Source organism: Amycolatopsis sp. WQ 127309 (assembly GCF_023023025.1).
In the GTDB taxonomy this organism is placed as follows: Bacteria; Actinomycetota; Actinomycetes; order Mycobacteriales; family Pseudonocardiaceae; genus Amycolatopsis.
This window is the reverse complement of record NZ_CP095481.1, coordinates 7,335,428-7,358,978: the sequence shown is the minus strand read 5'-3', so window position 1 is coordinate 7,358,978 and position 23,551 is coordinate 7,335,428. Positions and strand designations below refer to the sequence as shown.

Annotated in this window: 6 protein-coding genes (1 of these 6 only partly in view); all 6 read right to left on the bottom strand. The window is 72.7% G+C overall.

The window, feature by feature from the left end; genetic code table 11:
- Positions 1-47: 47 nt before the first annotated feature.
- Complete coding sequence (locus MUY22_RS33095; RefSeq protein WP_247051094.1) at positions 48-896, bottom strand: cyclopropane-fatty-acyl-phospholipid synthase family protein; 849 nt, start codon at positions 894-896, stop codon at positions 48-50.
- Positions 897-988: 92 nt separating this feature from the next.
- Positions 989-2,197 (bottom strand): cytochrome P450, encoded by a 1,209-nt coding sequence (locus MUY22_RS33090; RefSeq protein WP_247051093.1) that lies wholly within the window; start codon positions 2,195-2,197, stop codon positions 989-991.
- 1 nt (position 2,198) lies between these two features.
- Positions 2,199-8,963: an SDR family NAD(P)-dependent oxidoreductase gene (locus MUY22_RS33085; RefSeq protein WP_247051092.1), complete on the bottom strand. Its 6,765-nt coding sequence runs from the start codon at positions 8,961-8,963 to the stop codon at positions 2,199-2,201.
- Between the two features lie 103 nt (positions 8,964-9,066).
- Positions 9,067-10,278, bottom strand: coding sequence for a cytochrome P450 (locus MUY22_RS33080; protein WP_247051091.1), 1,212 nt, complete (start codon positions 10,276-10,278; stop codon positions 9,067-9,069).
- Positions 10,275-12,488 (bottom strand): ACP S-malonyltransferase, encoded by a 2,214-nt coding sequence (gene fabD / locus MUY22_RS33075; RefSeq protein ID WP_247051090.1) that lies wholly within the window; start codon positions 12,486-12,488, stop codon positions 10,275-10,277. The genes MUY22_RS33080 and fabD overlap by 4 nt, the downstream gene beginning before the upstream one ends.
- Positions 12,485-23,551, bottom strand: the final stretch of a protein-coding gene (locus MUY22_RS49645; protein WP_305879319.1) for an SDR family NAD(P)-dependent oxidoreductase. Its footprint extends 11,415 nt past the window's final position; the window shows 11,067 of its 22,482 coding nt (coding positions 11,416-22,482); the start codon falls outside the window, past its right edge; the stop codon is at positions 12,485-12,487. Before MUY22_RS49645 ends, fabD begins: the two co-directional genes overlap by 4 nt.

The following is a 23,551-nucleotide window of genomic DNA, read 5'->3' as shown; positions in this document are numbered from 1 at the left end:
GCGGGACCGGCTGGAGGCCGGAAACCTGCCTCCAGCCGGACGACGCCCTAGGCGGGGTTGCGCAGGACGATCAGGAGCACGCCGACCGAGGGGGCGCCGTCGCTCATCGCCTTCAGTTCCTCCGGGCTGGGCGCGATCTCCAGCACCTGCGTGATCTCCGGCGGCACGTCGTTGTTCTCGGCGTACTCGCGCAGCGGCCCGTAGAACCGCTCCTCGGTGTACTTGGTGTTGAGGGTGATGTCGGTGACCTCGACGACCTCCAGGCCGGCCGCGGCGGCGAACGTCTCGTAGTCCGCCTCGGTGACCAGCGGCGCGGTGTGCCACGACTCGCCGACCTCTTCCAGGTCCTTCTTCTTCTGCGCGTTGGCCGCGGCGTCCCGGTCGCTGAAGTCGGTGAGCGCGACGAACCCGCCCGGCTTGATCACCCGCGCGATCTGCTTGAGCGCCCGGACGCGGTCCGGCACGCAGACGATCGACTCGAGCGCGAAGACGTGGTCGAAGGAATCGTCCTCGAAGGGCAGCTCCATGGCGTCGGCACGCTGGAAGCGCACCCGGTCGGCGACGCCCTCACGCGCGGCGCGGGCGTTCGACACCTCGACGTCCCGGGCGCTGATCGAGATGCCGGTCAGGTCCGCGCCGGTGCGGATCGCCGTGCGCACGCCCGGGTTGCCCTGGCCGCAGCCGACGTCGAGAACGCGGTCCCCCGCCGTCGCGCCGAGCTTGCCGGTCAGGATGTCGGTCAGCCGGTCCGCCGCCTGCTCGAACGTGCTGGTGTCGTCCGGGCCGGTCCAGTAGCCGTAGTGCGTGCTGCCACCCAGGAACTGGGTCATCAGGTCGTTGGTCGCGTCGTAGAAGGTGCCGACTTCTTCGGGCTTGGGCAGCGACTCGGTGGTCATGAAGCTCTCCTTGACGTGGGGTGCGGTCGGATACACGGGCAGTGACTGGAAGTTCTCGGAAGTTGCGTGACTCCTCCCGTCGTAGGAGCCGCTCAGCCGGAAACGGCGAGCGGCAGCGTGTGCGCGTTGAACATCTGGTCGGTGCGGATGAACCGCGGCGGCTCATCGGGAATCGTGGCCAGGTGCGGGAAGCGGTCCAGCAGCGTGTTCAGCGCGACGCGCCCCTCCAGCCGACCCAGCCCGGCGCCGACGCAGAAGTGGATGCCGCGCGAGAACGTCAGGTGCGGGTTGGGGTGGCGTTCCGGGCGGAACTCCGCCGGCGCGTCGAACACGCGGGGGTCGCGGTTGGCCGTGGCCATCCACACCATCACCAGCTGGTCGGCCGGGATCGTCTCGCCGCCGAGCTCCGTCTCGGCCGCGGTCACCCGGGAGGTCACCGAGAACGGCGGCAGGTAGCGCAGCGACTCCTCGACCACGCCCGGCAGCCGGGAGCGGTCCTCGCGGGTGCGCCGGAACTCCTCCGGGTGCGCGTCCAGGCACAGGATGGTGTTGCTGAGCATCATCGTGGTGTTGAGGTGCCCGGCGAGCAGCAGGGTGTCGACGAGGCTCGCGACTTCCTTGCCGGTCAGGCGTTCCCCGTCGACCTCGGCGTGCACGAGCCCGCTCAACAGGTCCTCGCGGGGCTTCTTCCGCCGGTCGTCGATGAACTGCTGCAGGTACTCGGCGAACTCCCGGTGCCGCTGGATGACCGTCTTCGTGACCTCTTCCTGGCCTTCGAAGCGGCCGACCAGCTGGACGTCGTCCGAAGTGGACGGCATCAGCGACTCGGCCTGCTTGCGGAACAGGTCGCGGTCGCCGGCCGGGATGCCGAGCAGCTCGCAGATCACGGTGACCGGCAGCGGGTAGGCCAGCTCGCTGACCAGCTCGAGCCGGTCCGACGACTTCACCTCGTCGAGCAGTTCGTTCGTCAGGGCCGCGATCTTCGGCTCCAGGTCGGCGACGACCTTGGCCGTGAACGCGTGGCTGACGAGCTTGCGCAGCCGGGTGTGGTCCGGCGGGTCCAGGTAGAGCAGCTCGTCGTAGGTCTCTTCCGGGTTGTCGCCGCCGATCTCGGCGCCCATCACCCGCTGCAGGTTCGAGGAGAACACCTTCGGCTTGCTCAGCAGTTGCACGTTCTCGGGGTGACCGTAGACGTGCCACATCCGCGTCTCGGCGTCGTAGGCGACGGCCTTTTCGGGTTCGATGCCGCGCAGCCAGTACTGGCGCTCGTCGACCCCCCACTCGTCGAATTCGGTGAGCACGTCAGGCTTCCTTTCCGTAGAGGGTGTCGCACAGCCGCAGCACCTTCTCCAGCGACTCTGGCGCCGTCATCACGTCGGTGTGGTTGGTGGTGGCGACCTCGGTGACGAAGAAGTCGTCGATCCGCTCCTCCCACTCGCGCCAGTACTCGACGCCGTCCAGGCCGGGCAGGTCCGGGTTGGCGAAGAGCACCATGTACTCCTCGAAGTCGCCGAAGAACCGGCCACCGCGGTTGCGGACGTAGTAGCAGCGCACCGCGTCCCGCCGCGGGAGCGGGTCGACGACGTGGTCGCCGGTGTGCAGCACCTCGAAGAAGCGCGCCAGCTGGGTGACCTGGGTGCGCAGCTGCGCCTCGGTCTTGGTGATCCCGGCGGCCAGCGCGGCCTTGAGCAGCGAGCCGAGGAACTCCGGGTAGTCCAGGCCGGGATCCACCTCGTCCCGGTGCAGGATCGGGGCACTGCCGTCGTTCGCGTCCAGGCGGTTGTTGCCGAGCACGAGGTTGACCGCGCGGAACGCGCAGACCTTGGCGATCACGTCCGGGTCGGCCCGGCCGCCCTGCATGATCGTGTTGACGCGGTTGGTCGCGGCGGCGTCGAGGGTGTCGAGCATGACGAGGGTGGTCACTTCGGCGCCCTGCAGCTGGAGCTGCCGGACGACCTCGTAGGCCAGCAGGCCGCCCAGCGAGAACCCGCCGACGTCGTAGGGCCCGTCCGGTTGCACCGCGCGGATGAGGGCCGCGTAGTGCTCGGCCATCGGCACCTGGCCGCTGAGGATCTCGCCGTCGCCGAGCCAGCCCTTCGGCCGGATGCCGTAGAACGGCCGGCCGCTGTGCTCGGCCAGGGGCCGGTAGGACTCCACTCCCCCGTTGCCGTGGTGGATCCAGAAGACCGGCCGGCCTTCGCCGCCGCGGTTCATCCGGATCAGCTCGGGGGCGTCCGCCGTCTCGGCGGGCTTCGCCGACGTGCCGACACGGGCGATGATGTCGTTGAGCGTTTCGCACTCGGCGATGACGTCCAGAGTCATCGTGTCGTCGAGGTGCTTCTTCACCGAGGACAGGAACTGGGCCATGAAGATCGAGTCGAAGCCGTAGCGCCGCAGGGGCACGTCCGGGTCGAGCTGTCCGGCGTCGATCTCCAGCACTTCGGCCATCAGCTCGGCGACGCGGCCGGCCTCGTTCTCCCCGGTTTTGTCCACTGTGGACTTGGCCGCGGGCGGGGTGTCCTGCCGCGGTTGACGGACGGCGCCGTCGCTCTCGGCGACGATCACCTGCTGGCCGAGGTCGTCGGCCCCGTCGGCGGCGGGGAACGCGCCGCGGAAGCCCGTTTCGGTCAGCAGCCGCTGCCAGGTGGCGGGGGCCAGCGTGGGCGTGCCGGGCACGCGCGGCGCGGGGTCGTCGTAGCGCCACCAGCCGTCGAGGAGACCGAAGGTGAGGTGGCTGAACAGACTGCCGCCGCTCAGCTCGTTGAGCAGCAGGATCCCGTGGGCGCGCAAGGTCGCCTTGGTGTTCCGCAGCGTGGTGCGGATGTCGCGGGTGGCGTGCAGGACGTTGGTGGCGATGGCGACGTCGAAGCCGCCGGCCGGGATCGGCTGTCCCGCCAGGGGCGCCTCGACGTCGAACAGCCGGGTGTCGAGGAAGGGTGTGCCGAACTCACGCCGGGCGTGCAGCAGGAAGGCCTTGGAGATGTCGGTGTAGCAATAGGTCTCGATGTGGTCGGCCCACGGCTCCAGGTGCCGGAAGACGGTTTCGGTGGTGCCCCCGGTGCCCGCGCCGATCTCCAGGACGCGCAGCTTCGCACCGGGATCGTCGGCGACACGGCGGCGCACGTACCCGACGAGCGTCTCGGCCAGGACCTCGTTGAAGTGGTCGGCGACCGGGTTGGCCTTGTAGACGCCCTCGACGAGGTCCATCGACGACGCCGGGAACAGCACGTCGGTGGCCGGGCGGCCGCCGGTGAGGATGTCGGCCAGCGCGCCCAGTGCGGTGTCGACGAGCGTCGTCTGGGCCCGGGTGGACGCCTCGGCCAGCCAGCCGTCGCGGTGCCGGTCCCACTCGGCGGTATCGGTCTGCGCGGCCGGATCGGCCGAGTAGCGGCCGTCGTCGTGGCTCAGGTGGCCGGTGCCGGTCAGGACGTCGAGGGTGTGCCGGAACCAGCGGTCGTACTCGTCGGTGATCCCACCGCGGGTCCGCCATTCCCCGGCGGTGGCCGCGCGGCCGTCCTCGAACAGGCCGAGGGAGCGCAGCACGGTCCACAGGACCGGCACCAGGGCGGCGTCCAGTTTCCCGTTGTGGCCGTCGATCTTCTCGCGGAGCCGGGCGACCTCGTCGGTGCGATCCGGACGGCCGTCACGCAGGGACGCGATCAGGGCCGGGGTGCGGGCTTCGAGCTGCTCGACCACGTCGTCGTCGAGCGTGTAGGTCGCCTTCACCAGCGCCAGCTGCGAGTGCCGGGAGCCCAGGAGCGTGTCGTAGGTGGCCATGCCTTCGGCCGGTTCGATCGACGCCACGCCGGATCGGGCCATCCGCTCGCGGTGGGCGTCGTCGGCGACCACGCCGACCCCGCCCCAGTAACCCCAGTTGACGACCTTCACCGGGCAGTCGAGCCGGGTGCCGAGGTGCTCGGCGTAGGCGTCGGCGAAGGTGCAGCCGGCGGCGTAGTTGGCCTGACCGGGCGAGGTGAGGAAGGACTGCAGCGACGAGAAGAACACGACGAAGTCGAGGGGCTCGCCGGCGAAGACGTCGGCGATGCTGACGGCGACGTCGGCCTTCGCCGCGTAGGTGGCGGCGAAGCGCTCTTCGTCCATCCGGGCCAGGCTCTGGTCGCCGAGCACGATGGCGGAGTGCAGCACGCCGCGGACGGGGCCGTGGCGGCGGACGATCTCGTCGCGGGCCCGGCGCAACGCCGCCGGGTCGGTGGCGTCGGCCTGGACGTAGTCCGGTTTGGGACCGTGGGCCGCGAGTGCGCTGCGGCGGGCTTCGATGCCGGCGTCCAAGGGGCGCCGGCCGATCCACACGACGCGCACCTTGTGACGGCGCAGCAGGTGCTCGGTCCAGACGGTGCCGATGCCGCCGGCGCCGCCGATGGCCACGACGACGTCGTCGGGCTGCAGGTTCGCGTGCGCCGGCCCGGCCGGGACGGGCGCCGCCAGCTCCAGCAGGCGCTGCCGGTACCACTCGCCGTCGCGCCGCGCCAGCAGTGCGCCCTGCGGCTCCGGCGGCAGGGTCAGGACGTCGTCCCAGGGCACGGGGGCGTCGGCGGGGACGTCCACGACGCGGACGGGCCAGTGCGGGTACTCCTGGGCCAGCGAGCCGAAGAGGCCGTGCAGGCCGGCGGCGTCCGGGTCGACGCGGGTGTCGCCGGGCAGCAGGCGAGCCTGCCGGGTGACGACGGTCCAGCCGATCTCGCCGGTGGCCGCCTTGAGCAGCCGGAACGCCGTCCGGACCTCGGGCGCCAGCAGCACGACGTGGTCGAACCCCGCCGGTGAATCGCCGGCGTCCAGCACGGCGGCGTCCGGGTAGCGGCGGCGGAACTCGGCCTGGTCCTCCGGCGTCCCGCCGACGAGGGCGACCCGGGCATCGGCGGCGGGCCGGAGCGGGGCCGGGTCGACGGCCACCGCGTCCCACACCGGCGTCATGAGGCGGGTTTCCGCGTTCGCGGCCGGCGGCAGGGTTCGCGTGCTGAAGCCCAGCAGGCGGACACAGACGCGGCCGTCGGCGTCGCACACGTCGACGTCCAGCCGGCGGACGTCGCCGCCGCGGTCGTCGGGGTGACTGCGGATGACGACCCAGCCGTCCGCGGGGGTCGGGGCGTGCACCTGGACCTCCCGCACGGCGAACGGCAGCGCGAGCTGGGCCGCCGTGCCGTCGTCTTCACCCAGCCAGACGCCCAGGACGGCCTGGAGCGCGCCGTCGAGCAGGCTGGGGTTGAGCACGAGCGGCGACTCGGCCTCGCGCGGCAGGCTCAGCCGGGCCACGGCGATGCCGTCGTCGTAGTGCAGGGAACGGACAGCGCGCAGCGCGGGGCCGTAGTCCATCCCGATGCGCTCGTAGGTCCGGTAGAACCCGGCCGCGTCCAAGCTGTGCGTGCAGCCGTCACGGAGTTGTTCCACCGCAAGGGTTTCCGTGGTCAGGGCGGTGATCTCGCCGGTGCCTTGGGCGTAGACCGCCGCGTCGCCGTCGACGTGCACCTCGAACGCGCGGCGCCCGGCCTGATCCGCCGGGTCGAGCCGGACTTCGACGCGGCGCGGTTCGGTGACCTCGATCGGCCGCAGCCAGCGGACGTCGCTGATCCGGACACCGGTCTCGGCGCCGAGCGCGTCGCGCGCCAGCTCCAGGTAGGCGACGGCGGGCAGCACCGGGACGCCGCGCAGGCAGTGGTCGCGCAGGTAGTACTCGCTGCCGTCCAGGACACGCTCGCGCGGCGGGGCGGGGTTGCGGGCGGCGCGGACGGCTCGGGCGGCGCGGGCGGCTCGGTCGGCGATCCAGAAGCGGCGCAGGTTGAACGGGTACGTCGGCAGCGGGAGGCGACGCGGCGGGGTGTCGCCGTGCAGGCGCCGCCAGTCGAAGTCGAACCCGGCGGCCCACAGTTCCAGCAGGCGCGGCAGCTTGCCCTTGGCGACCCAGGTGTCCATCGCGGCGGCGATGTCCTCGTCGCCGGCGAGCACGCGCCACGCGGCGTTCGGCTGCGGCCGGCCGCGATGCAGATCGCCGCGCGGCTCCCCGGCGACGAACGCCCGCAGCGCGTCGCGCAGGTCGTCGAGCGTCTCGACGGTGAACGCCAGCCGCTCCGGCATCGCGACCCGGCCGACCTGCAGGGTGTAGGCCACGCTCGCCAGGTCGTCGTCGCCCCGGCCGTCGGTCCAGGCGAGCAGCTGCCGCGCGCGGGTCACCAGCGTCTCGGGTTCGCGGGCCGACAGCACGATGGCGAACGGTCCCGCCGCCGCACCGGCCGGCGCGGGCGGGCGGTACTCCTCCAGCACGACGTGCGCGTTCGCGCCGCCGAAGCCGAACGAGCTGACGCCGGCCCGGCGCGGCAGCTCGGCGCCGTCGGCGTCGACCGGCGCGGCCCAGGACTGCCGTTCGCGCACCAGGAAGAACGGGCTGCCGGCCAGCTCGACGTACGGGTTCACCGTGTCGCAGTGCAGGCTCTCGACCAGCGTGCGGTGACGCAGCTGCAGCAGCACCTTGAGCACGCCGGCGACCCCGGCGGACAGCTCGGTGTGCCCGATGTTGGTCTTGACCGAGCCGATGCCGCAGTGGGCGCCGGTGACGTCGGCGCCGTCGTAGAGCTCACGGAAGGCGTCCTTGAGGCCGTTGACCTCGACGGGGTCGCCGAGCTTCGTTCCCGTGCCGTGCGCCTCGATGTAGCCGATCGTGCGCGGGTCGACGCCGGCGCGGCGGTAGGCGTCGCGGATCACCGACGCCTGGGCCTTGGGGTTCGGCGCGGTGAGCGAGTTGGCGCGGCCGCCGTGGTTGACGGCCGTCGCGCGGATGACGCCGTGGATGTGGTCGCCGTCGCGCTCGGCCGCCGAGAGCTTCTTCAGCACCAGCATGCCGACGCCCTCACCGCGGGCGTAGCCGTCCGCGCCGGCGGAGAACGTCTTGCTCCGGCCGTCCTCGCTGAGCATGCCGGCGCGGCCGAAGCTGATGTGGCCGTCCGGGACGAGCACGGTGTTGACGCCGCCCGCGACGGCGAGCGAGCACTCCTCCCGGTCCAGGGCGGACACCGCGCGGTGCAGCGCGACCAGGGAGCTGGAGCAGGCCGTCTCGACCGGCTCGCTCGGGCCGTGGACGTCGAGGAAGAAGCTCATCCGGTTCGGGCCGATGGACGGCACCGTGGCGGTGGCCGCGACGCCGTCGCCGCCACGGGCGTGCGCGTCGATCAGGCGGTGGTACCCGGTGGTCGCGGTGCCCACGATGATGCCGAGATCGGTGCCGGCCAGGGCGTCCGCCGCGTACCCGGCGTCCTCCAGTGCCTTCCACGTGTGCAGCATCAGCAGCCGGTGCTGGGGGTCCATCAGCGCCGCTTCGCGGGGCGCGATGCCGAAGAACTCGGGGTCGAAGTCGGCGACGCCGTCGATGAACCCGCCCCACTTGACGGTGGTGCGGCCGGCCTCGTCGAACGGGTCGCCGTACAGCTCGCGCCAGTCCCAGCGGTCGGCGGGCACCTCGCTGACGCAGTCGCGCCCCTCGGAGAGGTTGCGCCAGAACGCGTCGAGGTCGTCGGCCTGCGGGAAACGACCGCTCATCCCGATGATCGCGACCGGGTCCCCGGTGCGCGGCCGTTCGACCGGGACCGGACGGGGTGGGGCGACCGGCTTGGGCGCCCGCACGACAGCCGCGGGACGCACTCCGAGACGGTCCGCGAGACCCGTCTCGTGGTCGAGCGCGAGGTGGCCGGCCAGCGCGCGCAGGGTGGGGTGCTCGAACACCACCGTGGGCTTGAGGTCGAGGCCCAGCGCGTCGTTGACCATGCTCACGAGGTGGCTGATGACGACCGAGTCGAGGCCGTACTCGCTCAGCTCGACGTCGACGTCCAGGTCCTCGGCGCTCACCTTCAGCAGCTGCCGGACCTTGTCCGCGAGCACGTCGCAGACCCGGTCCCGCAGCACGTCCCGGTCGACCCCGGCCGGATGCCCGGCAGCCTCGGCGGGCTCGGCGCGCTTGGCCGTCTTCAGCTGCTTGGCCAGGCGCATCGCCTCGGCCTTGTCGATCTCTCCCCGGCTGACCAGCTCGTACAGCTCGGTCACCGAACCGACGCGGTGGCTCATGTCAGGCTCCGTTCGCGTTCGTCGCGCTATCGATGGTCACGAATGCCGTTCCCGCTCCGGTCCCGCGGACGCGCCCCTGGCGGTAATCCGGACAAATCGCCGGTCACGACGAGACGGCGAGGGGCAGCGTGAAGGCGTTGAGCATCTGCGAGCTGCGGATGAACCGCGGCGGCTCGTCGGGGATCGTGGTGATCTTCGGGAAGCGGTCGAACAGGATGTCCAGCGCGATCCGGCCCTCGAGCCGGGCCAGGCCGGCCCCGATGCAGTAGTGGATGCCGCGCGAGAACGTCAGGTGCGGGTTCGGATCGCGGCCCGGGCGGAACTCCGTGGGGTCGTCGAACACCAGCGGGTCGCGGTTGGCGGCGCCGAGCCAGACCATCACGAGCTGGTCGGCCGGGATCGTCACGCCGCCGACCTCGGCCTCGGCCGTGGTCGCCCGGGACGTCACGGCGAACGGCGGGAGGTAGCGCAGCGACTCCTCCATCACGTCGGGCAGGCGCGAGCGGTCCGCGCGGACGCGGGCGAACTCGTCCGGGTGCGCGTCCAGGCAGAGGATCGTGTTGCCCAGCAGCATCGTCGTGGTCACGTGCCCGGCCAGCAGCAGGACGTCGGCCAGCGTCGCGATCTCCTTGTCGCTGAGCTGCTCCCCCTCGACCTCGGCGTGCACCAGCCCGCTGAGCAGGTCCTCGCGCGGGTGCTTGCGGCGGTCCTCGATGTGCTCGGCCAGGTACTCGCCGAACTCCTTGCGTTGCTGCAGGGTCGTCTCGGTGACCTCCTCCTGGCCCTCGAACCGGCCGACGATCGAGACGTCCTCGGTGGACGTCGACGGGATCAGCGACTCCGCCCAGCGGCGGAACAGGTCACGGTCGCTCGCCGGGATGCCGAGCAGCTCGGCGATGACGATGACCGGCAGCGGGTACGCCAGCGCGCTGACCAGCTCCAGCCGGTCGGTCACCTTCGCCTCGTCGAGCAGGTCGTGGGTCAGGCCGGCGATCCGCGGTTCGAGGTCGGCGAGGACCTTGGGGGTGAAAGCGTGGTTGACGAGCCTGCGCAGCCGGGTGTGGCGCGGCGGGTCGAGGTAGAGCAGCTCCCCGGCCGACGCCTCCTCGATGTCGGCGCCGATCTCCGCGGCCATCAGCCGCATCATGTTGGAGGAGAACAGCTTCGGGTTGCTCAGCACCTTCGACGCCTCGGCGTGGCCGTAGACGTTCCACATGCCGCTTTCGGCGTCGAAGGCGACCGGCTGGTCCGCGGTGGTGCCGCGCAGCCAGAACTGCTGTTCGTGGACGCCCCAGGTGTCGAACTCCGTGATCATGTCGTCTGTCCTTTCGCTACTCGTGAGAACGCCGCGAGGTGCTGGGCGGCGCCGTCCAGCAGCAGCAGGCCGATCTCGTCGACGTGCCGGTTCCGCCAGGACTCGTGCGGGGTGCCCTTCACCCACTGGTTGAAGGAACCCAGGGCCGGTCCGGTGTGGACCTGGTAGTTGACCTTGTCTTCGCGGCTGCCTTCCAGCGCGATCCGCGCGCTGTAACCGAAGTAGCGCCGGAAGATCAGCGCCATCTTCTGCTTCGGCTGCTTTTCGGCGCGCTCCACCAGCTCCGCGCGGCCGCTCGCGCGCAGGTGCCCGACGACGTCGGCCCAGACGTCGTCCAGGGGCTTGCGGAAGTAGGTGCGCTCCAGCTGCGCCCGAGTCTTCGCGGGCAGGTCGTCGATGCCGTCGTGGTGGCTGTAGAGCGCGTGGAGCTTGTTGCCGCGCGACGGGAAGAACACGCCCTTGCGCAGCACCTGGACCCGGCTGCCGAGCTCGAACATGTCACCGGCCGGCGCGTAGTCGGTGTCCTGCACGTCGATGTCCTGCAGCATGTCCTTGACGACGTCGCTGGTCGCGGCCTCGGCGGTGCACTGGTTGACCGAGCCGGTGAGGACGTAGTCGGCGCCGAGCACGAACGCGGCCGCGACGGCGGCGGGCGTGCCGATCCCGCCGGCCAGGCCCATGCAGACCGGCTCGGCGTAGCCGTGCTCGGCCTGCGCGCGGCGGCGCAGTTCGAGCAGTGACGGCAGCAGCACGGTCGGGATGCCGCCGTCGGTGTGCCCGCCGGAATCGGCCTCGACGGTGACGTCGTGGCTCATCGGCACCCGCCGGGCCAGCTCGGCCTGCTCGGCGGTGATCACGCCGTCCTTGCGAAGCCGGTCCAGGACCGCGGCCGGCGGCGGCGCCAGGAAAGCCGACGCGACCTCGGGCCGGGACACCTTCGCCAGTACGCGGTGCTCGCACACCGGCTCACCGCCGGGCCCGCGTCGCAGGCCCGTGACGCGGTAGCGCACGAGCGCGGGCGTCATCTGGATGAACGCCGACGCCTCGACCAGCCGGACGCCGTGCCGCAGCAGGACGTCGACCACGCCCTCCTCGGCGGCGGGATCGTCGTGGTTCGCGATGAAGTTGACGCCGTAGGGCTGGTCCCCGGCCAGGGCGGCCTGGATCTCCTTGATCCCACGCTCGATCTCGGCCGGCTCACTGCCGCCGGTGCCGAGGAAGCCGAGCATCCCCGCGCGGCCCAGCCGGATGACCAGCTCCGGTGACGCGATCCCGCGGTACATCCCGCCGGCGACGTACGCGAAGCGAAGGCCGTGTCGCTCACGGAAAGCGGCGCTACCGAGGTCCTGGGGCCGGAGCACCGGCGCCCGGGACGCGGCTCGCGTCTGCTCGACGAGCTTGGTCAGCACCGTGCCGCCCAGCTCGACGAAGTCCGTGACGCCCGCGTCGAGCAGGTGCCGCACGGTTTCGGTCCAGCGCACCGGCTGCACGATCTGGTCGGTGAGCACCCCGGCCGTGGTGTCGGCCGAGTAGGGCCGCGCCGTCGCGTTGGCGATCACCGGCACGTCCGGCGTGCCGAGGTCGAAGGCGTCGAGGAAGCGCCGGAACTCCTGCTGGGCCGGCCGCATCAGCGCGGAGTGGAAGCCGCCGGACACGCGCAGCCGGACCCAGCGGACGCCCCGGTCCTGCAGGAACGCGCCCAGCTCGTCGATCGATTCGGCGTCCCCCGAGACGACGCACTGCTGGGGCGAGTTGTCGTTCGCCACCGACAGGGTGCAGAACTCGCCTTCGCGCACCAGCGCCGTGACCTGGTCGCGGTCGAGGCCGGTGACGGCGATCATGCCGCCGCCCTCGGCCCGGGCCATCAGCTCGCCCCGGCGCCGGACGAGCCGCAGGCCCGTCGCGAAGTCGAACGCGCCGGCGGCGTGCAGCGCGCAGTACTCGCCGAGGCTGTGCCCGGCGTAGAACGCGGGCGCTTCGGAATGCTGCTCGCGCCACTGCCGGTGGGCCAGCGCGCCGACCACGAACAGCGCGGGCTGGGTGAACTCCGTGCGGTTCAGCTCGCGCCGGGGATCGTCGAGGCACAGCTCGCGGATCGAGTAGCCGAGCAGGCCCGAGGCCTGGTCGGCCTGCTCGGGGTAGGCGTCGAACAGCTCGCGGCCCATGCCCTTCACCTGGGCGCCCTGGCCGGGGAAGATCACCGCTTTCACGTCAGGCTCCGTTCGAAGTCGGCCAGGCTGATCGCGCCGTCACCGGCCGCCTCGATCAGCTGGGCCAGGAACTCGTCGCCGGGATCGACCGGCCCGGGATCGAGGGACCGGACGCGGAAGCCGCGCAGGCGGGCGCAGATCTCGCCGTCGTCGTCGCACAGGTCGACGTCGAGGACGTATTCGCCGGGCACCGCCCCGCCCTCGCCGAACCGGACCACGGCCCACGCCGAGGCGGGCAGCGGCCGCAGCACGCGGACCGCGTCGACCGACCGCGGCAGCGTGGCGGGTACCGCTTCGGCGCCGTCGGCGGCGAACAGGCCCAAGGTGGCCTGGAACGCCGCGTCGAGCAGGCTCGGGTGCAGCACGAACGCCTCCGCGCCGGCCTCGGCGGGCAGCCGGAGCCGCGCCACCGCGAGCCGCGAGCCGCTGTGCAGCCGCTCGATCGTCCGCAGCGCGGGACCGTACCCGAGGTCGAGCCGCTCGAACCGCGCGTAGCACTCGTCCGCGTCGAGCACCCGGCCGTCGGTCTCTTCGAGCAGCGCCGGGATGTCGTGCCGCTCCGGTGTTTTGCCGTCCGCCGCGGTCAGCTCGCCGTGGCCGTGGACGACGGGCTCGCCGTCCGGGCCGGTGGTGAAGACGCGGTAGGACAGGGCACCGCCGTCGGCCGACAGTCCGATGTGGACGTCCGTGGCGCGCTCGACCGGCAGCGGCCGGTCCCAGGCGGCGCTGACGACCGGCCGGTCACCGCCCGCCAGGTCCGCCGCGGCCCGGGCCATCTCCAGGTAGGCCGCGCCCGGCAGCACCGGGACACCGCGGACCTTGTGGTCGGCGAGGAAGAACTCACGGCCGGTGAGGCGGGTGGTGTAGCGCGGGCCGGTCAGGTCCGAGGTGTTGGTGTGCACGAGCGGGTGCAGCTTCGGGGTACCCGCCCCCACCGGGGTGCTTGTGTCGAGCCAGTAGCGCTTCAGCCGGAACGGGTAGGTCGGCAGCGGGATCCGCCGCGGCGCGTCCGGGTGCCACCGGCTCCAGCCGACGTCGGCGCCGCGCACCCAGGCCCTCGTCGCGGCCGTCGCGTCGGTGCCCACGGGTGCCGCCGGGACGTCGTCGCGGGTGACGCGGCCGGTGACGATCGAGCCGTCCGGCTCGCCGCGCAGCCAGGACTCCAGCCCGGTCGCGAGGTCGTCGACGGTGGCCGCGACGCAGCCGAGCCGTTCGGCGTGGGGTGTGCGCCCGATCTGGGAGGTGTAGGCGATCGAGGTGAGGTCGGCGTCGGTGTAGGTGCCGTCCCTCAAAGCCTTGACCCAGTTCTCGGCCAGGGTGCGCAGCACCTCGGGGTGGGTCGCCGACAACACGACCGGCAGCGGCTCCGCGGGCGTCTGGTCCACGGGCGCCGGGACGTACTCCTCGAGCACGATGTGCGCGTTGGCGCCGCCGAAGGCGAACGAGCTGACCCCGGCGCGTCGCGGCAGCTCGGCTCCGGTGTCGTCGACCGGCGCCGGCCACGGCTGCTGCTCGCGGACCAGGTAGAACGGCGTCCCGTCGAGCTTGACGTACGGGTTCACGGTGTCGCAGTGCAGGCTCCGCACCAGGGTCCGGTGCTTCATCTGCAGCAGCACCTTGATCATGCCCGCGACACCGGCGGCGACCTCGAGGTGCCCGATGTTGGTCTTCACCGAGCCGATGCCGCAGTGCGCGCCCGCGACGTCCGCGCCGTCGTACAGGTCGCGGAAGGCCTCCTTCAGGCCGTTGATCTCGACGGGGTCGCCGAGTTTGGTGCCGGTGCCGTGTGCCTCGATGTAGCCGACGGTGCGCGGGTCGACGCCGGCCTTGCGGTGGGCCGCGCGGATGACCGCGGCCTGCGCCTTCGGGTTCGGCGCGGTCAGCGAGTTCGCGCGGCCGCCGTGGTTTTCGGCGGTGCCGCGGATCAGCCCGTAGACGTGGTCGCCGTCCCGCTCGGCCGCCGAAAGCCGTTTCAGGACCAGCATCCCGACGCCTTCGCCGCGGGCGTACCCGTTGGCGTCGGCGGAGAACGTCTTGCTCCGCCCGTCCTCGGCGAGCATGCCGGCCTTGCTCATGCTGATGTGCAGGTCCTTGCTGAGGACCGTGTTGACGCCGCCGACGATGGCCATGTCGGACGTGCCGTCCTGCAGCGCGCCGACCGCGCGGTGGGTGGCGATGAGCGCGCTGGAGCAGGCGGTGTCGACGGGCTCGCTCGGGCCGTGGACGCCGAGGAAGTAGCTCATCCGGTTCGGCCCGAGGCAGGGCGCGGCGCCGGTGGCGTCGTACGGTTCGACGACCGGCGAGTACTTCGCGACCATCGTCGGGTAACCGGTGCTGGCGGTGCCGACGACGATGGCCATGTCACTGCCTTCGACGGATTCGGCCGCGTACCCGGCGTCTTCGAGGGCCTTCCAGGCGTAGAGCAGCATCAGCCGCTGCTGCGGGTCCATCAGCTCGGCCTCGCGCGGCGAGATGTCGAAGAACAGCGGGTCGAAGTCGCCGACGCCGTCCATGAACCCGCCGAACTTCACGTTGCTGGTGTTGGGTTCGGTGATCGGGTCGCCGAAGCACTCGCGCCAGTCCCAGCGGTCGGCGGGGATTTCGCCGATGCAGTCCCGGCCCTCGGCGAGGTTGCGCCAGAACTCGGCGATGTCGCCGGCCTTCGGGAACCGGCCGCTCATGCCGATCACGGCGATCGGTTCGGGGCCTTCCCGCGGCTCGGCCTTCGGGGCTGCGGGTGTCTCGACGACCGGCTCGGGCTTCGGTTCGGACATCGGTTCGGGCTTGGGCGCGACCCGGTCCGCGTGATGCTCCCGGAGGTAGCCGGCCAGGCCGTTGAGCGTCGGGTACTCGAACAGCAGCGTCGGGTCGAGCGCCAGGCCGTACCGCGCGTTGATCTCCGAGATCAGCTCGGTGAGCGACAGGGAGTCGACGCCGTACTTGCTCAGCTCGCGGCCGCCCTCGATCCGCCCCACCGGCAGGCGCAGGACGCTCGCCGTCAGTTCCGTCAGCTCGGCGAGCAGGTCCGGCCGCTCTTCCGGCGCGGGCACGGGCTCCGGTTCGGGCGCAGGTTCGGGCGCAGGTTCGGGCGTCGGTTCCGGCGCCGGGGTCGTGCTGAAGACGTCGCTGTGGTTCTCCGTCAGGTACCCGGCCAGGCCGTCGAGGGTCGGGTACTCGATGAGCAGCGTCGGGACGAGGGTCAGGCCGAACTCGTCGTTGAGCAGGCCGACGTAGTCCACGAGGGAGATCGAGTCGAAGCCGTACTCGCTCAGGTCGACCCCGCCCTCGATCTCGTCGGCGGGGACGTCGAGCAGGCGCGACACGCGGTCGGCCAGCAGCGTCACCAGGCTGTCGGGCATGGTGGTCACCTCCGTTTCGGGGCGCAGCAGGGTTTCCCCGATCCGCGCCCGGTCGCCGTACGCCACGAGGACGTGGGGTTCGCCGCTGCCGTAGGCCCGGTGCAGGGCTTCGACGCCGGCCGCGGCGGGCATCGGCAAGATGCCGACGGTGTCCCGCATGGACCGCTCGGTCGCGGCGTCGACGCGCATCCCGCCGTCGGCCCACAGCGGCCAGCCGACGCTGAGCGTCCGCCCGTGCCGCTCCCCCGCGGCGACGCGCTTCTCGCGAAGAGCCGCGTACTCGTCGAGGAAGGCGTTGGCCGCGGCGTAGTCGGCCTGGCCCGGGTTCCCCGACGCCGACAGCGACGAGAAGCCGATGAAGAAGTCGAGGTCCAGCCCGGCGGTGGCCTCGTCGAGGTTGACGAACCCCGCGACCTTCGCGGCGAGGACGGCCCGCAGGTCGGCGACGTCCTTCTTGACGAGGTAGCCGTCCCGCAGCACGCCGGCGCTGTGCAGGACACCGTCAAGGCGTCCGTGTTCGGCGACGACGTCCCGGACACACCGCTCGACGGCGGCCCGGTCCGTGACGTCCAGCTGCCGGTAGTTCCCGGGCCCGTGCGCCGAACGTCCACAAAGGATGATCGTGGGCTCGGCCACACCGGCGGCTATCTCCTGGGCGAACACTCGCCCGAGCCCACCGGCGCCGCCCGTGATCAGGTAGACGCCGCCGTCGCGCCAGGGCCGCACCGCGGGGGCGTCGGCGAGCGGTGTCCACTGCGGGACCGCACGCCGTCCGGCCTCCTCGCGGATGACGACGTCGTCGGCCCCGGCTTCCCGGCGAAGGCGGTCGGCGAGCCCGGTCGGCCCGGCGACCACGAGCTGGGTGACCAGCTTCGGGTGCTCGTAGCGGGCGGTCCGCAGCAGCCCGGCCAGCGCGAGATCGGGTGACCCCGCCGGCACGACGACCTGCAGCAGCACCCGCCCCTCCCGGCTCGCCACGACGGCGTCCTGAAGGTGCGTGAGCAGCTGCTCGGCCCGCCGGGTGAACGCGGTGGCGAGGTCGGGGCCGTCGGGCAAGACCGTGCAGGTGGCGTCGAGGTCGGTGAGGTCGGTGAGGTCGACCGGGTCGAGCCCGGCGAGCAGCACCTCGTGCCGGACGAACCGCGGCGCGCCGGCGACGGGCGCGGCCGGGTGCCAGGTGGGGCGGGCCAGCACCAGCTCCCCAGTCTCGGTGGCGGGTCCGGCCGGGGTCACCTGGTCATCGACGGGCGCGGGCTCCTGCTTCTCCGGCGCGGGCAGCTCGCGGAACGTGAAGCCGAGCAGCCGCACGCACACCTCGCCCGTCTCGTCGCACAGGTCGATGTCCAGCCGCCGGACGGTGCCCGGGCGGTCGTTGGCCGACGGGCGGATCACCGCCCAGCCCGCCATCGGCGTCGCGGCGTGCACGCGGACCTCCGTCAGCGCGAACGGCAGCGCGGCCGACACCTCGTCCGCGCCCTCCGCCAGCGCGAGGCCGAGCGTCGACTGCAACGCGGAGTCGAGCATCGCCGGGTTGACGGTGAAGCCGTCGCCGGACGCGGCGGGACGGCGAAGGCGGGCGACGATCAGGCCGTCGCCGATCTCCAGCTGCTCGATGCCGCGCATCGCCGGGCCGAGGCCCATCTCCGTGCCTTCGTACAGGGCGTAGCAAGCTGCGCGATCGAGCGTGCGGCGGGTGCACTTCGCCCGCAGCGCGGCGATGTCCACCTTCGGCGGCGGCGCCGCGACGGTCGGCTCGACGCGCCCCTGGCCGTGCGTCTGCGTCTCGCCACCGGTGGTCGTCGTGATCCGGTAGGCGAAACCACCGTCCTGCGGGTCGAGGACGACCCCGGCGGTTGTCGGGCCCGTGATCCGCGCCGGGCGCGTCCAGACGACGTTGCGCACCGTCACCCCGGTCCGGCCGAACCCTTCGGCCTCTGCGGCGGCCCGCGCCAGCTCCAGGTACGCGACGCCCGGCAGCACCGGCGTCCCGGACACCCGGTGGTGGTCCAGGAAGAACTCGCGCCCGGTCAGCTCGACGACGTGCCCGTCGAATCCCTTGTGGACAGTCGAGGGAGCTTCGTCGATCCAGTACCGCTCCCCGCCGAACGGGTAGCCGGGCAGCGGCACCACCCGGAACCCGTCACCGAACAACCCGCCCAACGACGGGATCTCGCCCCGTACGTACCGCGCGGCCACCTCGGTCAGCGCCAGCCCGTCCACCGAGGACATCTCGGGCAGCTCGTCGGGCACCGAGCCGGTGACGACCGAGTCCGCCCGGCCGTCGCGCAGCCAGGCCCGCATGGCGTCGAGCCACGCGGCCCGGTCCGGCGCGACACAGGCCCACCGCAGGTTCTCCGGACGGCGGCCGACGGCGAGGGTGTAAGCGGCGTCGCCGAGGTCGACGTCGTGTGACTCGGCGTGGGCGAGCACGCGCTCGACGTGACTGCGCAACGCCGTCTCGTCCTGCGCCGACAGCACGACCAGCCACTCGTCCCGCGCCGCGTGCGTCACATCGGCCCCCGCCGCCTCCTCGACGACGAGGTGCGCGTTGGTCCCGCTGGCGCCGAACGAGCTCACGCCCGCACGGCGCGGCCCGGACTCCGGCGACGGCCACTCGCGCAGCGACGTGGGCACGTAGAACGCGCTGTCCGTCAGAGGAATCGCCGGGTTGGCCCGGCCGAAGTGCAGCGACGGGGGTACCTGCCGGTGGTGCAGCGCGAGCAGCGCCTTGATCGTGCCGGCGACCCCCGCGGTGAACTGCGTGTGCCCGACGTTCGTCTTGATCGACCCGAGCGCGCACCCACCCGCGGGCGCGCCGGTGAACGCCTCGGCGAGGGCGCCGAACTCGATCGGGTCGCCGAGCGGGGTGCCGGTGCCGTGGGCCTCGATCAGCTGGACGCCGCCCGGGCGCACGCCCGCGTCGCGGTGGACCTGGCGGACCAGATCCTCCTGGGCCTGGGCGCTCGGCGCGGTGATGCCGTTGGTGGCGCCGTCCTGGTTGACGCCGGAGGCGCTGATGACGCCGTAGACGTGGTCGCCGTCGCGGACCGCGTCGGACAGCCGCTTGAGCACCAGGACCCCGGCGCCCTCGCCGGGCACCATGCCGTCGGCCGACGCGTCGAAGGTGCGGCAGCGCCCGGTCGGCGAGAGCATCTTCGCCGTGGACGAGTACTCGTAGAGCCGCGGCGTCGCCTGGACGAACACGCCGCCGGCCAAGGCCATCGACACCGTGCCGAGCCGCAGGCTGTCGCACGCCAGGTGGATGGCGACGAGCGAGCTGGAGCACGCCGAGTCGACGGCGATCGCGGGCCCGGACAGGTCGAGCAGGTAGGAGATCCGCGACGCGATGACCGAGGCCATGTTGCCCCACATGGTCTGCGGGGGCTTCTCGCCGCCGATCAGCTGGTGGTAGTCGCCCGGGTAGGCGCCGATGTAGACGCCGCACGCGCGGTCGGTGAGCCGCTCCCCCGCGTACCCGGCGTCTTCCAGTGCGTGCCAGCACTCTTCGAGGAAGACGCGCTGCTGCGGGTCGGTGTGCACCGCCTCGGTGCCGGAGACGCTGAAGAACAGCGCGTCGAACCGCGCCGGGTCGTCGAGGAAGCTGCCGTACTGGCGGCCCGCCTTCGGGCCCAGCTTCCCGGCGAGGTCCCAGCGGGTGACGTCGCCGACGAGGTCGTCGCCGGCGGCGAGGTGGGCCCACAGGCTCCCGGCGTCCGGGCTGTCGGCGAACCGCGCGGCCAGCCCGACGACGGCGATCGGCTCGTGGGCCGTCGGTCCGGCGGGCAGGGCGCTCTCCGGCGTCCCGCCGCCGGCCCAGGCCGCGCGGCGCTGGAACGGGTAGGTCGGCAACGGCGTCCGGCGGCCCGTGAACTCGGCGTCGAGCTTCCCGCCTTCGCTCCACCGCGCCCGGATCCGCTCCAGCTCGGCGGCCGCGGGGACCGTCCCGTCGGCCAGCCATTTTTCCAGCTGCCGCAGCAAAGTCTCACGATCGGAAGCCGCGAAGGCGACGCGCTGGGCGAAGTGGGCCCGGCCGTGCGCGAGGGTGTAGCCGACGTCGGCGAGCACCGCGTCCGGGTGCGCGGTCAGGTGCTCGGCCAGGCCTTCGACCAGCTGCCGAAGCGCTTCGGGGCGGGGCGCGGACAGCAGGAACAGCCGCTCGCGGCCGTCGTCGTCGCGCGGCGCGATCGCGGGCGGCTCTTCGACGACGAGGTGTGCGTTGGTGCCGCTGAAGCCGAACGAGCTCGTCGCGGCGACCAGCTTGCCCCGGCCGTTCGGCTCCCACGGCGTCAGCTCGGTGGTGACGTGGAACGGGCTGCCGCCGAGGCGGATCGCCGGGTTGGTCTCGGCGTGGTGCAGCGACGGCGGGAGCATCCGGTGCCGCATCGCGAGGACGATCTTGAGCAGTCCCGCGACGCCCGCTGCGGACATCGTGTGGCCGATGTTCGTCTTCACCGTGCCGAGGGCGCAGCCACGCGAGCCTTCGGCCGCGCCGAACGCGCGGACCAGCGCCGCGGTCTCGATCGGGTCACCCAGTTTGGTGCCGGTGCCGTGCGCCTCGAGAAGGCCGATCTCGGCCGGGTCGACGCCGAAGCGCTCGTGGACCTCGCGGATGAGCCGTTCCTGCGACGTCGCGCTGGGGGCGGTGATCCCGTTGGTCGCGCCGTCCTGGTTGATGCCGGAGCCGCGGATGACGGCGTGGACGTGGTCGCCGTCGGCGAGCGCGTCGGAGAGCCGCCGGAGCACGACGACGCCGACGCCCTCACCGGGGACGAACCCGTCGGCGGCCGCGTCGAAGGTGTGGCAGCGGCCCGTCGGGGACAGCATCCCCGCGCGGCCGGCCGTCAGGTAGGTCTTCGGCGTGGTCTGCACGGCGACACCGCCGGCGACGGCGAGGTCCGTCTCGCCGCTCCACAACCCCTGGCACGCGAGGTGGATCGCGACCATCGAGCTGGAGCAGGCCGTGTCGACGGCGATCGCGGGCCCGCGCAGGTTCAGGTGGTAGGCGACCCGGGCGGGCACGATCGAGGGCGCGTTGCCCCAGGCCGCCTGTGCGGGCGGCCGCTCGTCGAACCAGGCGGTGTAGTCGCCGCCGGTGCAGCCGACGTAGACGCCCGCGCGCTTGTCGTCGAGCGCGGTGCCGACGTACCCGGCGTTCTCCAGCGCCGTCCACGCCTCTTCGAGGAACAGCCGCTGCTGGGGATCGGTGTAGGCGGCCTCGCGCCCGGACATCTTGAAGAAACGCGCGTCGAACTCGTCGATGCCGTCGAGGAAGCTGCCTTCCCGGCACGCGACGTCCGTCCACTCGGGACCGGAGACGTCCCAGCGTTCGATCGGGCCGACCAGGTCGTCGCCGTCGGCGAGGTGCTGCCACAGCGCGTCGAGGTCGGGTGACTGCGCGAACCGGCCGCTGATGCCGACGATGGCGATCGGGTCTGTCTCCGGCGCTTCCGGTTCCGGTGCCGCGGCGGGCACGGTCGGCTGGTGGCTTTCGGCGATGTGCGCGGCGAGCAGCTCGACACTGCGGTGGTCGAAGATCACCGTGGTGAGCAGGTCGAGGCCGAGGGACTCGTTGAGCTGCTGGACGAACCCCGCGCCGACGATCGAGTCGAGGCCGTAGTCGGCGAACGCCCGGGCCGGGTCGATCGCGCTCTCGGCCATCCGCAGCGCGTCGGCGAGCTTCTCGAGGACCACGGCGGCGATCGACGTCGTTTCCCGCACCGGCGCCGGTTCCTCCGGCGCGGGGGGTGCCTCGATCACGCGCGGCCCGCGGGCGACGCCGTCGCTGTGGGCGACGACGATCTGCTGCCCGAGCGGCTCGGCGTCGGCTGCCGGGTTCGCGACGCCGGTGAAGCCCTCCTGCGCCAGCACCGCGGCCCAGCCGGCCGGGGACAGCGCCGGGCTGCCGGGGACGCGCAGTTCGGCGTCGGTGTGCGTCCACCAGCCGTCGAGCAGGCCGAACGTCAGGTGGTTGACGAGGTAGAAGCCGCTGATCTCGTTGAGCGCCAGCAGGCCGTTGCCGCGCAGCAGGGCCTTGACGCTGCGCAGCGTCGCACGGACGTCGGCGGTGGTGTGCAGGACGTTGGCCGCGATGACGACGTCGAACGCGCCGGTGTCGAGGCCCTGCCCGTGCGGCGGCTCGGCGACGTCGAAGACCTGGTAGGTCAGGAAGTCGTGGTCGAAGGCGTCTTCGGCGCGGTGCAGGAACGCGCGCGAGACGTCGGTGAAGCAGTACTCGGCGAGCGGCAGCCCGGCGCGGGTGAGCCGGTCGAGGACCACGCGGGTGGTCCCGCCGGTACCGGCGCCGACCTCGAGGACGCGCAGCCGCGCGCCGGGCTCGGCGGCGAGGCGCGCCCGCAGGAAGCCGGCCACGTGTTCGGCCAGCACGGCGTTGAAGTGATCGGCGACCCGGTTGTCCCGGTAGACGCCCTCGACCAGCGCGAAGGAGCCGTTGGGGAAGAGGACGTCGGTGGCGAGGACGTCGCCGCGCAGCACGGCGGGCAGGGCGGGGACGGTCCGGCCGAGCAGGTCGAGGGGCGTGCGCAGGTCGGGGTTGGCCGCGGCCCAGCGTTCCGCGTCACGCTGCCACCCGGCGCGGCAGGTCGCGGCGTCCGGTCCCGGGATCCACCGGCCGGCGTCGATCAGGCCGTGGCCGGTGAGCACCCGCAGCATCGGCGGCAGCCAGGCGGCGAACCGCTCGCCGGCGCCGGTGAGCCCGGCCTCCCGCAGCTCGGCGGCGACCCAGCGGGCCAGGGCGGCGTCGATCTCGGCGGGCACCGGGCCGGCCTGGTAGGTGGCGAGCGCGTCGGGCAGCTGCGGCGTGACCGGTTCAGCCGGTATAGCTGCCGCCGGGAGCCGCACCACGGCGGTCTCGCCGGTGAGCACCCCTTCGACCGGCAGCGGCCGGCCGAGCCGCAGGAACCCGATCTGGTCGAGCGGCCCGGCGAGCAGCCCCTCGACGGCGGCCATCGCGGCGGCGGGCTCGATCGGGGCGAGACCGAGGGCGGCCATGCCGTCGAGGAGGTCGTCGGTGACGTTGCCCCAGTAGCCCCAGTTGACGGTCTTCACGCGGCAGCCGAGGGCGTCGCGCAGGCCGTCGGCGGCCGCGTCCACGTAGGCGCAGGCCGCGGCGTAGTGCGCCTGCTCGGCGTTGCGGATGAAGCTGACCAGCGACGACACCAGCAGCACGAAGTCGAGATCGTCCCCGGCGAAGACGTCGGCGAAGTGCACGCACGGGTCCACTTTGGACTTGAGCGTCGCTTCGAGAGCCGGCTCGCTCAGCTCGGCCAGCGGGGTGTGGCTGAACGTCATGGCCAGGTGGACGACGCCGTCGATCCGGCCGTGGCGACGGAGGACTTCGTCACGGACGTCGCGCAGCTCGGCCGGATCGGCGACGTCGGCCTGCAGGTACTCCGCGTTGCTCCCCTGGCGCCGAGCGCGGATCCCGTCGTCCTCGGGACGGCGGCCGACCCAGACGAGCCGGGCGTCGTAGGTGCGGGTCAGGTACTCGCTGAGCACGACGCCGAGGTCCCCGGCGCCACCGGTGAGGACGTACACCCCGCCGCGGCGGAACGCGGCGGTCGTGGCGGCCTGCTCGACCGGCACCAGCCGGCGACGCAGCCACTGGCCACCGGTGCGCCGGAAGGGATGGGCGCGACGGTCGGCGGGCAGCCCGAACACCTCCGCTGCCGGGAACGGCTCGTCCGC